This is a genomic window from Thermogutta terrifontis (assembly GCF_002277955.1).
In the GTDB taxonomy this organism is placed as follows: Bacteria; Planctomycetota; Planctomycetia; order Pirellulales; family Thermoguttaceae; genus Thermogutta; species Thermogutta terrifontis.
Window position 1 is genome coordinate 3380338 of sequence record NZ_CP018477.1, and the last position, 13627, is coordinate 3393964.

Genomic DNA, 13627 nt, shown 5'->3' on the forward strand with positions numbered 1-13627 from the left:
CAATCAACGGCGGTTGATTGCCGCCAACAACAGGGGAAATTGACGATTAAAGCCTGAAGCATGTTTCTCAGGTTCTTCATCAACCGACTGATCTGGCTGGTGATCACGCTCTGGGTCGTGTTCACGGTGAGCTTTTTCCTGATGCGTGCCGTGCCCGGCGGGCCCCTTGACCGCGAACGCCGCCTGGATCCGCAAATCGAAAAGAATTTGGCCGCCCGATACCACCTCGACGAGCCGGCCTGGCGGCAGTATTTACGTGAGCTCGGCAATGTTGTGCGTGGGGACCTGGGCTACAGTTACCGGATGGCCGATTTTACAGTTAACGAAGTGATCGCTCAGGGCTTGCCCATTTCCGCCGCGCTGGGAATTGCGGCTTTAGGCTTCGCCGTAACACTGGGGGTTGCAGCGGGCGTGGTATCGGCCGTGGCACGAAACACCGTCTGGGACCGAGCGCTGATGCTGGCGGCCACAGTGGGATTGGCGGTACCCAACTTTACCCTGGCGGGCCTTCTCATTATTTTGCTGGTGTTTTTGATCCCCGTGTTTCCTGCCGCCGGTTGGGGCAGAGGGGCACACCTTGTTCTCCCTGCAATCAGCCTCGGATTACCTTATGCGGCCTCAATCGCCCGACTGGTCCGAACAGGCCTCCTCGACGTCCTCAATCAGGACTTTGTACGTACCGCCCGCGCTAAAGGCGTGCCGCCGATGGTTGTGATCTTCAAGCACGCCATGCCCATGGCCCTGCCGCCCGTGATTTCCTACCTTGGCCCGGCAACGGCGGGCATCATCACGGGGTCGCCAGTGGTAGAAAAGATTTTCGCGATCCCCGGGGTTGGTATGCACTTTGTCGAGGCGGCTATTCAGCGGGACTACACCCTCGCCATGGGGCTTGTCTTGTTGTTCACGCTGCTGCTGTATTGTGCTAACATGCTCGTGGACCTGGGTTATTCGGTCCTTGACCCCCGCGTGGAACTCGAATGAGCCAACGGGGGAAAAGGCAAGCCAGGGGAAACTCAACACGCTCATCTCATCGGCGTTTGCGCTGCTCTAGACGGGCAATTCCTGCGGCGCCGATGAAACCGGCATCCCCTCCCAATGCGGCGAACCGAATGACGACTTTCTCCGCCAGGGTGGGAAAGGCCCGCTGTCGCACCTCTTCCCGAATCCGCTGGAGAAATTGCCGTCCCACGGGGGACTTCATTCCGCCAAACGTCATCGCTCCACCCAAGAGCAGCCCCGTCGGATCAAAAGTGTGCAGCAGAGTGACAATGCCCAGACCGAGGTAGTAGGCGGTCTCCAGAACCAGTTCCAGCGAGGGTTCGTCACCGTTCTCGGCGAGTTGGGCAATAAGGAGGGGAGTCAGCTTCTCGCCCTGGGAAATGCGTTCCGCCAGAGCAGGTGCCTTGCCCGCGGCAATCCTGTCTTTGGCCCGCCGAATTAAGCCCGTCGCACTTGCAAAAGACTCCAGATGGCCGCGCTTCCCGCACGAACAAATGGGGGCTGTGTCAGAGGGATCCACGAGAATGTGCCCACATTCAGTGCCGTGTCCATGTTCTCCCTCGATGATCAGGTCCCCAATAATCACGCCACATCCTACCCCGGTGCCGAGGGTGAGGAAGACCAGGCTGTTAAAGCCACGGCCGGAGCCGATCCACAACTCCCCGTAGGCGGCTGCCGAGGCGTCGTTGGCCATGGCGACCGGCATTCCGCAGGCATCGGCGAGGCGATCGCGGATCGGGAAACCTCCCCAGCCGGGAAAATTGGTGGGGTTCACCATCACTCCCGTTCCCAGGTCGAGAATACCCGGGCAGCCTAAACCAATCCGGGCTATCTCAGTGGGCTCCAGCCCCGAGGATTGAATCATTTCGGTCGTTGTTTCGCTGACCCGCTGAATCCAATCCTGGGGGCCATTTTCCACCAGCGTGGCGAATTCTCGGGAGTGACAGACCGGCCTTCCTAAGTCGTCTACCAAACCGACCTTCGTACTTGTTCCACCGAGATCAATGCCCACGTAGAACGGTGGTATGGCACGATTGAGCGGAATAGGCTTGACGGCTGGAGCCATGATCGGGTCCCCTCTCTTTTACTGTGTGGTTACACTCTAACAAACACACAGTTACCGGGGAAGTCAAGAAAAGTCCGTCAAAAACCGCAATTTAAGATGGCTCCGATCCGGGCGGGCGGGCCGATTGGGCCAATTATAGCGGTTGAGCTATTACTGGGCGGCCGATTTGCTCCCCGCAGGAGATCCCATGATAGGAAAGCCCTCGGGGAGAGGTCGGCCAGCCACCGAGTAACCCCGCTCATGGAGGAAATCCTTCAGCCGTCGAAAGTCTTTAAAACCGTCTGGATAACACCAGAGGGTGACGACCGTTTTATCCGGTCGGTAGCCGGCCAAACGTCGGCGAAACTCCGAGGTCTCCTCCAGTGCACGATCAACGGGGTCCCCACCGGCCCCCGTGGGAATCAGAACCCATTGACGGAGCTGAGCATATGCCCCTGTCATCGTGTTTCCATCGCCTGGTGTCCCCGCAAGGTGGCGACGCACAAGTGAATATTCCATTTTGAATCCACCGATTGGTCCGACGACCCCTGTGATTTCCGGCACTTCCAGCAGGCGATAAAGTTTTCGGCGTGCATCGGCTACGAGTTCTTCCAGGAGCCGATCGAGCGGAATATACGTGATCTTTCCTTTTTCGATAACAAAATGGATCTCCTCACGATCGCTGGGAGTTGCCAGCGGAGTGGGATAGTTGACGAGTTGCACGACCTCCGTCCGGTTTTGCTGGGTGGCAGCCTCTCGCTCCAGTCGTGACAGTTCCTCGTGTGCCTCTGCCAAGGCCTGGACAAGGGCCTGCTGGCGAGTCGCGTCACCACTCAACTGTTTGGACTTTTCTTCGTACTCCTTTTTCAACAATCCTACCAGCAATGCCAGCCGATCACGTTCCGCCAGACGTGCTTGTATTTCGATGCTTGTTTGGCCCACTTTTTCAGCCAGTTCCAGAATATCTTTGCGCAGCGAAACCAGACGCGCCGATCGCCGTTGCAACTCCGTCAGTCGCACCTCACGTTCTTTCACGGTGGGGTCTTCCGGCAAAACGAGATTGACCGGCGCGTGCTGTGCGCGCACACCGACTACCATGACCAAGATGATGAGAATGCCCACAATATTGGTCACGGTATCGAGGAACGAATCGTATCCGGCGGTGTGCTGGTCCTCCATGACATGTCATCCTGTGATGCAAGCTGATTGGTTCGGCGTTTTTTGATTAACTCTGCTTGATCCACGGCTCACGAATCCTGGTCAGCGCACGTCAGGCACCTTCTCAATGAGAAGTCCGCTTCCGGCGAGGAGTTGTTGCAGAATGCCAAACTGCTCTTCTGCACCGGGCGCTACATGGACCCGAAGAATCGGCCGCCAGTACATTCCTCGCCCAGCCATTCCCCAACTGGTGATGTATTCTTTGATGGTCTTCACGAGCTCTTCCACTGCTCTCTCGGCCCCCTGGTCGAGCGGGAACACCCGAGCGGCCACAAGTGGGTTATCGGGAACCAGGACAAACCGGTCGGGAAAGCACTCGATCTTAATGGGCCGGGTGACGGGAATCGTACCTCGATCATGAGGCAAGAGCGCCCAGCCCTGGCCGTAGCGGTCTGCCAATGGCCGAAGAGATCCTGGATGCCGAATGTCCGCGTCGCTGCGAGGGACCGATGCGTCTACCCAAGACGGCTCCGGGTGTTGGCCGGTCTCGTTGGAACGACCTGCGTTTGAAGCGCGAGCTGTCGCAACACCTGCCGTGCCAAGGACTTCTGAACTCCGCGAGCCCTGAGCCGAAGCAGATCGGTCCGTCACTACAAATTCGGCACTCGCGGGTATGCCGTCGGTACGGGCTGATATCTGGTTTTCCCCAGCCAGACCCGCTGTCTGCGACCCGCGGGCGGAAACGTCGCGGTTATCCGCTCCATTGAGACGCGACTTTTGCTGCCACCGGGTGAGCATTGGATCGTCCGCGGCACTGCTGGAGACATCTTCTCCAGAGATGTCTTCCACGGCTCCTCCCACATACGGGGCAGGTCGGAAGCGCCGCGGCCGGCCGCCGTATTTCCCCGGGGCTGATTGCACCAGAAACTCCTGGCGACGTCGCGCCAATGTGACGGCGTCCTGAACCACCTGGGCCAGCCGGGTGTCCGGTGGTGGGTACGACAGGTTCCAGTCCTCCTCTACAAGTTCGTAACCAAATTCAGTTCCCCAAGATGTCATCGCCGCCCGGGCTGCATAATAGGCTTCGATTCCGCTCGGCCGAACGATGAGCAGAGGATACGGTTCGCCCTCCTCCTCCGGGTCAAATTCGCGGCGTGCCAACCATTCTTCACGTACCGCGCGGAGGGCCGCATCGAGGGGATTTCCCGGACCCAGTGGTCCGAGGAAATCCTCTGGGGGGAATCGAATTCCCTCCGGCTGCAAGTACACCCCGTCGCTTCGACATTCGAGATAAATGGGCCGGCGGCGCGTGCCATGTGGTCCGTGATAGGGGATGATGGCGTAACTTCGGGTGGATGGCTGCTGCTTTGCCTCTTCCATTTTCCGCTTCAAATCGGCAATTTTTCGCTGTAACTCAGCCAGTTCCGCTTCCTGCACTTCAATGAGCCGCTTTCGCTGGCCCTCCTCCGTTTCCTGGAGAGACTCCAGTTGGCGCAGCTTCGCCTGCCAGAGAACTCCTTCGTCACGCAAACGTCGCAGGGAATCCTCCAAGTGCCCCAACAGAGTCCGCGCTTCGGTCAGTTGCTGTTGTGTTTTATCACGGCTGGCCCGGAGTTGCTCTTCCTGCCACTGGACGTCTTCCTCCCATTGCTGCAATTGTTCGATGGAGGGAAGTGTCTGCTCAGCCACCGAGTTCGCCTTTTCTGCCCGAGCCTGAGCCAGGGCCTTCAGCCGCGCTTGACGGACGAGAATGACAAGCAGGAGAATGAGCACCCCCATCGTGCAAATGAGCACGGCGAGGAAAGGAAACAGGGAAACCGGATTTTCGCTCCCAAGAGTCGAGCGCCGCGATCGCCGTTTCATGCCGCCTTTGCCTTGGTGGGATGACCCTCCGCCCGCGGGCTTCGATCAGCGGGAAGTCGATGGAGGTGCGCGCTAAGCAAATTGGCTGCCGCCGCCAGGGTGGCCAACGCCTCCTCAAAGTGCTTGGCCGACGCCACAGCCGAGAGATTCTGTTCCAAAAGCCGCTGGAGTTCGGCGAGCTCTCCCACGCTTCGAGCGAACTCTCGCCACGCCATTGCATCCTCGCGGAGACGATTTTCCAGCTCGGTCAGTATTTCCGTGGACCGACGGAGCACCTCGCCCACCGAGTTTATTTGCACGTTGACAGGCTCCAGAGTGTTCTTTGCCCAATCAGCCAGCAATTGGAGATGGGCTTTTTCCATTTCCTGCAAGCGGCGGGCGTGTTGCTCGGCCGTGGCATTGAGGGCGCTGGTCATAGCCATTTCCAGAGCCTGACCCGCGCGATTCCACAAGTTCCCTATCGCTTCGTCCCGCTCCTTGAGAGTCCGCTGCCACAGTTCGTTCTGGGTGTTTACAAGTTCTTCGCATGCCTGGACGACGTCCCGTAACGCCTGCCGTACCTCCGCATTCTGATCTCCGGCGGATTCGCCCACGAACATGGGAAGCAGTACGTCCTGGACGCGGTCCGAAACGGCGGCCACCAGTTTCTGCTCCGCTCGATCCACTGCATACTGAACGAGCATCAGGATCATGGAAAGGGCCAGCGCAAGAGCCGTTGTGTCGAAGGCGACCATCAATCCCCCCATAACCGTGGGAAGTGTCTCTTCAAGCTGCTGGGGAGAAAGGTTCCCCAGGGAAAGCGTGATTCCCACGACTGTTCCCAAGAATCCCAGAATGGGAATCGCCCAAACGACAAGCCGCACGAACCCGTAGTCAGCGCGGCGATTCTCAGCCTCTTCCTGGGCAAGCTCTCTCAGATACTCGTCCAGACCCCGGCTCGACTGTCGGCGCTGCACATAGAGAATGCCCGCCCTCATGTGGCGAAGGAACGTGCTCTCGCCGACCGCTTTCGCGTACCCATCGATCGCCTGCGAAAGCTCCTGAGGACTCGTCCTGGGTGAATATGTCTGAGCCTGCAAGTGCACCAGGTGGGCCCATTCTCCCGCCACCCGCCATCCTTTGAACACGAGTGTGCTCAATCCCAGGAAGAAAAGAAGCGTTTCGATGTATTCGATGGGGTGACCGGTCGTGTACCGGCGGAGAAACTCTGCTCCCGGCCAGTCAGCCGTTTTGAGAGCAAAAAGATACACAGTAAATAAAGCGCCTCCCCAAATCAGGGGCGAACTTGCAATCCGATGGAGGATATAACGGAAGGTCCTCATGAGGGTGGGTCCCGATCTTCCTGACGTAATTTTTGTTGAACCAGGTTTCTCTCGTTTTCCGGCGGGGGATTGTCCCTGAGACTGGTCACCGGGTCAATGTCAAGTGAAACGGCGAGAGACCAGTCCCGTCTCGGTACAATCGACACAATCGCTGCGATCGCTTCAATTTAAAAACTCGACCAAGACGACAAAAACAAAAATTGGGAGTCTAGCGAAATGTGAGAAGAAAGAGAAACTCAGTACTCAGGGCTTTCTGCCATTCCGGTTAATCCACACAGAACGCGCAGTTTGCCAAAATTGCTCTTCACGATTTTTCGCAAATCACCTATGATGTGCCCGAGATTTCCCGGTCATCGGAGTATTCGCGCTTTTTGAAACTTGAGTGATCACCCGCCTGGATAGGTTTCGATCCTAGCCCACAGGCGGTAGGACCAGCGCCGGAGAGCACGTTTTACTGGTTGGAATCGCTGCCAGCCGAGGTTTCCGGGAAGGAACTCTCTCCGGTGTTTACCATTTTTACACGGGGAAACGCCGGCTCGGAGACACGCACGGCGGTCGGAGTGTCTTTCCGCCGGACAAGTGTTCGGGAAAACTCCAGCACGGATGAAACTGACCGGAGGGAATGAAAAGTTGACGCGGAAAACCGAATTGCTGACAGGGGCGCGGCACGGTAAATCCGCTCGCCACGCATGAAGACACGCTAACCAGGAGTGGCGTCACGTATTTATGAAAGACCCATGAGACTATGGAGTGCTCCGCCTAGCTGCGGTTCTTACCCGTGGCACCACAGCGCACGGAATTCGTTCGTGCTTATCGCCGTTGTGGTGAGCGGATGTATTACCCCCGCAACTACTCCCCCGCCAGCCGCTGTGCCCGGTATGGTACCACCTCCTGCTGCCTCCGGAGAATACTATCGGGAAGTCCCAGGCCCCATCCTTCCCGGTGACTGTTCCGAGTTCACCGTGGTGCCGCAGGAGACGGCGGCGGCCGTGGGAACAGAGGTGATTCTTGTGGCCAGCGTTCGCGGCCAGGATCAGTACATGCTGACGAACCAGCGCGTGGAATGGACGATCATGCCTGGGGGAGTGGGGGCGTTTGTTGATTTCAACCGAGCGACCCTCATCGATTATCTGGTGGGTGACTTTACCCGACCGCGAAAAGTCAACGAGCATTTTGTCATCACCAGCACCACACGCCAGTATTTGCGACTGACCCGGGGCACGGTCGATCCCAATGATGATGTCATCATCCGACCCGGTCAGGCGTGGGTCAGTCTGACCAGTCCCATCGAGGGGACCTCTGTGGTGCAAGTCTATGTGCCTTGCGTTCATAGCTGGAACCGTCGGGTGCAAACCGCGACGATTCACTGGGTGGATGCACAGTGGACCCTCCCGCCCCCGGCGATCGTCCCGGCTGGTTCACGCCATAAACTTGTCACAACCGTGACCCGTCAGCGAGACCGATCTCCGTGTTCCGGGTGGAAAGTCCGGTACGAGATCACGGGAGGAGTCACCGCGGCTTTCGCCCCGGAGGGCTCCACGTCGGTGGAAATCCCTGTGGATTCCTCTGGACAGGCGGCGGCCGAGATTTACCAAACTCAGCCGCTCGGCGGTTCGACCCAGGTCAGCGTCCAGATTATCCGTCCAGGAGATGCCCCGGGGGCGGCGGGGAAACAACTTATCGTGGCCACAGGACAGACGCTTGTCACCTGGTCCGCGGCCCAACTGGCGGTGCGGGTCAACGCTCCACAAACTGTCGCCGTGGGCGGGAGCACGACCGTTCGCATTGAAGTGAATAATCCCGGCGACCTCCCGGCGGAAAATGTCATGGTAACGGCCACCCTGCCTGCCGGCTTTACCCAGCGGAGTACCACGCCCGTCGCTTCGGTGTCGGGAAACACCTTGACGTGGAACATCGGACGGCTGAATGCCCACGAGATGCGCACACTTGATGTGGTTATCGAAGCTTCGCAAGGTGCCACGGGATCTTTGTGCGCCGAAGCGCAGGGAGCAGGTGGCCTGCGTGCCCAGCATTGCGCCACAATATCGGCCGGAGCGGCAGCCCCCGCCACCACTTCGACCGCAGGCGTCGTGGAATTGCGCGTGCAGGGGCCCGATCGTGCCACCGTTGGCCAGGAAGTGACGTTCGTCATTTCGATCACGAATCGCAGTACCAGTCCGCTGGGCAATCTCCTCGTGAAGGATACATTCGATCGTGGTTTTCAGCACGCGGTGGGACAGGGGGCCGTGGAACGGGACCTCCCCGGAACACTCCAGCCCGGTGAAACAAAAACAATTGGCGTGGTTTTTAAGATTGTGCAGCCAGGACGGTGGTGCCACACCGTTCAGGTGAGCGGACCAACTGGTGTTCTGGCCTCGCAGTCGGCATGTCTCGAAGCCCAGCCAGGAACGTCGGGGTCTGGGTCCGGTCTACCATCGGCTCCCCCTTCGGGAGCTGCGCAGCCCGGGACCTCGTCCACCACCAGCCCTGGTACAATTCCGTCGCCTCCGTTGTCCACCACTCCATCCACGGGGAGCCAACCGCCGTTATCCGGGCAGAATCTCACGGGCACGCCTAGCCCCGCGACACAGCAGCCCACCTTGCCCGGGGCCAGTCCAGGAGTTGGCGTCTCACCTCCGTCGGCCGCCACGCCCTCCCAGCCCGCCCCCTCCACTCCCAGCCCAACGCTCCAATCGGTGGATTTCAAAATCACCGGGCCGGCGTCTGTCAAATTGGGAGAATCAGCCGTCTTCACGTGCGAAATTACGGTCACCGGCCCCAGCGCACTCGCCAACCTTCGACTGCGGTGCTCCTTTGATGAAGCGTGGGAGCCCCTTCGAGCAAGTGCTGGTTACCAACTGGAAGGCGATGTCATCACGTGGACCCTCAACACGCTGGCGCCCAATCAGCCTGTTCGCCGTCAGGTGGAACTGCGAGCCCTGAAGACCAGCGACCAAGCGTGTTGCCGCGGCGAACTGGTCAGTCCCGACGGCAGTTCAAACGTGCAACGGGCGTGCGTCCGCATTGAGCCGGCAGCGCCAACCCCGACCGTTCGGGGCCGACCACCCATCGCGGAAACGCCACCGTCAATATCTGACGTTCCGAGTACCCAGGCACCGCCCGCGGAAAGCTCCGCTTCGGGGGAATCCGCGGGCACGTGTCCGCTCAACGTGTCGATCATCGATCGCTACGAACCAATCGCCATCGGCAAGTCGAAAGTTGTGGAATTTGTTCTCACCAATTCCGGACGTAGTCCAGTGTCGGACATCCGACTTGCCGTAACGATCCCGGACCGCTTCGCCTGGAATCCGGACATGACCTCGGGACCCGATCGGTTCGAATCGCCTTCTCCTGGTCTGGTCGTTTTCGTCACTCGTGAACCTTTGCCGGCCGGGCAGAGTTTGCACCTTCGACTCGGTCTTACCGCCAAAAAGTCGGGAACGGGGCAGATCAACGCCCAGGTCACCTGTCAGGGATCGGTGAAACCTCTCACGGTCACGCGAGAGACCACCGTTGTAAATCGCTAGAATAAACGAAGGCAGGATTCGTCCTCGCGATTTTTCGGCATAAGGCAGGGGGCAATCATGCGCCGGTTTGTCATTCTGGAACACGACAGTCCCCGCGGACTCCATTACGACTTCATGCTGGAAACGGCGACGCTCCTCTGCACATGGGCGCTGGGCGAAATGCCGGCTGCCGGAAAAACCATTCCCGCCCAGCAACTGCCCGACCATCGCAGGATCTATCTGGAATACGAAGGGGAAATCTCTGGCGGGCGCGGCACTGTCCGGCGTTGGGATGAGGGCACTTACCTTCTGCGCAAGCGCACCAGCCTCATGCTGGAACTCGTTCTGAGCGGAAACAGGTTGCGCGGTCGGGCGACACTTTCGTTGGTGGATCCCGAGTGTCAAGCGTGGCGATTCGAGTATTGGCCCGACGATTCACTCACAAGTTGACCTGATCGCGCTTGGGTCGGTCGTGCTCCGCACCGAACAAGGTTTTGTGCTGAGAAAGCTCTGTACTCCCCGCTCTCGTACGTGGGACGTTACAGTACAAAATCTCATCATCTTTCTGCTTTGCTGCAATCCCGGCAGGTCCTGCGTAACGCGACTTTTGAAAAGCCTTCTGGAAGGCCCCTCGAAGGTTGGCGATGAAAGAAAACGGTGGATCCTGAGCCCAAGGGGCCGGTCGGACTTCCCCTGGCTAATCGGCACGGATGGGCGCTCCATTGGTCGGGACGGTTTTTTCTGTTCCGACTTCCCGCAGAACCAACCAGCCATAAGGAGCACAACGTTGTCGCGTTCGCTATCCGCCCTCATGCCGTTCTGTAACGCCCAGCATCTGGCCCTGCGCGTCGTTCCGGCGTACATCGATGGGCTTTCCGACCTCACGCCAGAGTGGGAAATTGTTCTCGTGGATGACGGTTCTTCGGACGGGACACCCGACATCCTCTGCGACTTCACCCAGGCCTATCCGCAGGTCAAACTGGCCATTCATGCACAACCACGTGGCATGTACCTGGCTTATTGCACGGCCCTCGCCCTCAGCCGGGGTGAGTTCCTGTTCATCCCGCTGCACCATCGACCGGTAAGCCTGGACGGGCTCCATCGCCTGTGGTCGGCAAGTGCCGAGATGCCCGTGGTCGTGGGTCTTTACGGGGATCCATCTCCGGCACCGAACGTGGAGTGTATCCTTCTTCACAGGTCAGCCGCATCGCCCATCTTGCCGGCGCTGAGTTGCCCCGAACGGCTCGCTCAGGTTCTTGCCCGGTTTGAGCCCCATGTTGCCACAGTGCCGTTAAGAACCGCGGCATGGAGGGGCAGCTTCGAGCCGAAACTAGCAGAGAGTTATGCAACATCCGATGGGCCAGAACCCTCGCCCCCGCCGCCAAAGAGCGCCATGCCACGATCGGCGCTGGCCATCTTCTCCCGACTTAAGCAATTCGCCCTCGACGAGTAAGTGACCTTGCCTACCCTGTCGATCACGGGCAGTTCTCTCACGTATCGAAGATCACCTCTGCGCGGTAGCCACCGGGTGTGCGTTCCAGCGTCAGGCCGTGATAGGTTACGGCTTTGATCTCGATTTCCCCCGTGTCGCGCTGGGGATCCAGGGGCCGCGCGACAATTCGGCCGTGCAGCCCCTGTCTGTCAAATGTGACGCGGTATTTTATTGGTAAGAGGCGGTCTGCTGTGCACAGCACAAGAACTTTGCTTAACCAGTCATGGAAGAGATCTTCCCAAACCGCAGGAAGTCTCTGCGTCTCTCCATCCAATTCTCCATGGACGGACGGTAGTGGTTCTCCCAGCGACACCATGAGTTCCCGTTCCACCGTGGACTGATTCGGCAACGGGGCATCGTTCCCGTTCTTGGACGGCACTTTGCCGGAAGAGGGTGTTGACCCCTTTAACTCGACATCGTTGACCACGCATTTATCTTCCGGATGTTCAGACAGCACGCTGGGAAACATCTGGGCCACCATCGCCCGAGCCGCTTCGATGAAAAGCTCTTCCAGCGAGGGTGCCTCTATCCTCACATGCAGGTCGGCTGTGTGGTCGAGCACCGTGAACGGCATCTGCTCTCCTCCTTCGAATCGGATACAAAGTCCGGAACTTTGCGGCATATCACAAGCGGCGTCCCGAACACCTCCCTCTGTTGCCATCGTATGCGAGAAACCATCGGTCGCCTACACCCACGTGAGCGCCCGACTGGGCGGTGTGATCCGCGTTGAATAGTCCAACGACACCCGTGCCGGAGATCGTTGCTAGGAACCGTTGCCGGGTATCTTCGGGCTCAAGAATTGAGACCTACGGGCCGGAAGTGGATCCTCAATACCGGATCTGGATGACGAGAGACCGTCTCAACTCAGGCAGCGGTAGAGGCGACTCCAATTTGCCATTAGACCAGGTGTCCGTCCATGGATCATAGAAGCGCACCGTCGCGGCGTCAGGCAAGTTCCAGGAGACGGGAATTGCAAGTTTCGCGTCGTGAATCGTCTCTGGCGGCTTATCCTCGGCCAATTCCGTGCGCCAAGTGTTTTCCTTATCACGACACCAGATGAGCGTGGTGTGATTGCCTCTCAAAACGTACACGTACAGCCGGGGGTGTTCCAGCTCGACGGGCTGGAAATTCTCGGCAGGTGGATCGAGACCCCTGACGACCGCCGCAAACCGGCCAAAATGCCACCACAGATTGTTTCTATCCACGTAGACATCCCAGTGCCAGATATGGCCGGGGCCCGCAGCCCCCGCAAAAAATGGGGCAAAAAGCACATCATGAAGAATAATACCGTCTTTATCTTTTGCGTAAAGTTTGAATGGTCCGCTGTGATTGGGTTCAACGGCGCCACTTTCCGCAAGCAAAATCGGCTTCCGCACTCCAAACGACCGAAGATCCCTCACAGCCTCCGCCGCGAACACCGCGACCGGTCCATGGCAAATCTCCCAGGCGGCTCCCAGATCCAGGTATCGGTGCACCTGCAGCACGTCATTGCCTGGCATCTGGCAGAGTCGCCGGTATCGCTCGCGTTTATTTTCGTGGTCATAACTCCCCAGACTCTGCATGGCCAGATTCTGAGGGAACAGTCGGTGCAACTCCGGCAGCATCTCCGCCGTCCACGGTTCCCACACGTTAGCCCGAACGGCATCCATCTCGTTCCACAGTTCCCATCCAAAGATGATCGGGTCACAATCGTAACGCGCGGCATACCAGGCGAGCTTCCGCTTATACTGGGCTCGCCCGGCCTCACCGAGGAAGAAATCCGCCGTGTCCCTGGCCGGGCCTCCATTCTGAATGAGATGCTGCGGCTTGGCTGCCCAGGCCTGAGTTCCTTCGCCGAGGTGGCGAAAATGCTCGGTGCAGAGTTTCAAACGGATTCCGTACTTTCGGGCAAGCGCCAGAAGTGCGTCGATGCGCTGCGCGCGTTCCTCGTCGAATACCCCGCTCCGCTCGTGCTCGATATCAAAAAAGGGGTTGCTCAGCCAGATCCGAACGAAGTTTCCGCCATTGGCGGAGAGCTTCCGAAACCACTCTTCCATGCCGGCAAGCCCCGTGGCCGGCGGCCCGATCATGTTCAAACCGATAGGAATGTACGGCCTTCCGTCGCTCAACTCGAAATACCGGGGGTCGCGCGGGCTCACGCGGACATGAGCCAACGCCTCCTGCGCCGCCAAATGGAAGGTCCAAAACCCCATAATTCCCCAGACGATTGCCGCCACCCAAATCCATCGCCGGATCATCGTGC

General features: G+C 58.9%; 10 protein-coding genes. 4 read left to right on the forward strand and 6 right to left on the reverse strand.

Going from position 1 to position 13627, the window contains the following annotated elements:
• The first annotated feature begins 60 nt into the window (after positions 1–60).
• Positions 61–981 carry an ABC transporter permease gene (locus tag THTE_RS12535; RefSeq protein ID WP_095415752.1) on the forward strand — a complete coding sequence of 307 codons (921 nt, stop codon included), beginning with the start codon at positions 61–63 and terminating at the stop codon, positions 979–981.
• 46 nt (positions 982–1027) lie between these two features.
• Here the strand turns inward: THTE_RS12535 and THTE_RS12540 are convergent, their stop codons facing one another.
• The 4 genes from THTE_RS12540 to THTE_RS12555 all read right to left on the reverse strand — a co-directional run bounded on the left by THTE_RS12540 (position 1028) and on the right by THTE_RS12555 (position 6387).
• Complete coding sequence (locus THTE_RS12540) at positions 1028–2065, reverse strand: ROK family protein (protein WP_095415753.1); 1038 nt, start codon at positions 2063–2065, stop codon at positions 1028–1030.
• A gap of 150 nt (positions 2066–2215) precedes the next feature.
• Complete coding sequence (locus tag THTE_RS12545; protein WP_095415754.1) at positions 2216–3223, reverse strand: hypothetical protein; 1008 nt, start codon at positions 3221–3223, stop codon at positions 2216–2218.
• A gap of 81 nt (positions 3224–3304) precedes the next feature.
• Positions 3305–5065, reverse strand: coding sequence for a hypothetical protein (locus THTE_RS12550; RefSeq protein ID WP_095415755.1), 1761 nt, complete (start codon positions 5063–5065; stop codon positions 3305–3307).
• Positions 5062–6387, reverse strand: a complete 1326-nt coding sequence (locus THTE_RS12555; protein WP_095415756.1) for a MotA/TolQ/ExbB proton channel family protein — start codon at positions 6385–6387, stop codon at positions 5062–5064. Before THTE_RS12555 ends, THTE_RS12550 begins: the two co-directional genes overlap by 4 nt.
• 806 nt (positions 6388–7193) lie before the next feature.
• On the opposite strand from THTE_RS12555, the gene THTE_RS12565 reads away from it, so the two are divergent.
• From THTE_RS12565 to THTE_RS12575, 3 genes are all read left to right on the forward strand, one after another.
• Positions 7194–9914 (forward strand): DUF11 domain-containing protein, encoded by a 2721-nt coding sequence (locus THTE_RS12565; RefSeq protein ID WP_168175855.1) that lies wholly within the window; start codon positions 7194–7196, stop codon positions 9912–9914.
• Between the two features lie 57 nt (positions 9915–9971).
• Entirely contained in the window at positions 9972–10343 is a 372-nt protein-coding gene (locus THTE_RS12570; protein WP_095415759.1) for a DNA polymerase ligase N-terminal domain-containing protein, read from the forward strand.
• A gap of 337 nt (positions 10344–10680) precedes the next feature.
• Positions 10681–11346 (forward strand): glycosyltransferase family 2 protein, encoded by a 666-nt coding sequence (locus THTE_RS12575; protein ID WP_157732070.1) that lies wholly within the window; start codon positions 10681–10683, stop codon positions 11344–11346.
• A gap of 37 nt (positions 11347–11383) precedes the next feature.
• Here the strand turns inward: THTE_RS12575 and THTE_RS12580 are convergent, their stop codons facing one another.
• The gene (locus THTE_RS12580; protein WP_168175856.1) at positions 11384–11959 is read right to left on the reverse strand and encodes an archease; all 576 of its coding nucleotides are present in this window, start codon (positions 11957–11959) and stop codon (positions 11384–11386) included.
• A gap of 253 nt (positions 11960–12212) precedes the next feature.
• The gene (locus THTE_RS12585; RefSeq protein ID WP_095415762.1) at positions 12213–13622 is read right to left on the reverse strand and encodes a glycoside hydrolase 5 family protein; all 1410 of its coding nucleotides are present in this window, start codon (positions 13620–13622) and stop codon (positions 12213–12215) included.
• Positions 13623–13627 lie beyond the last annotated feature (5 nt).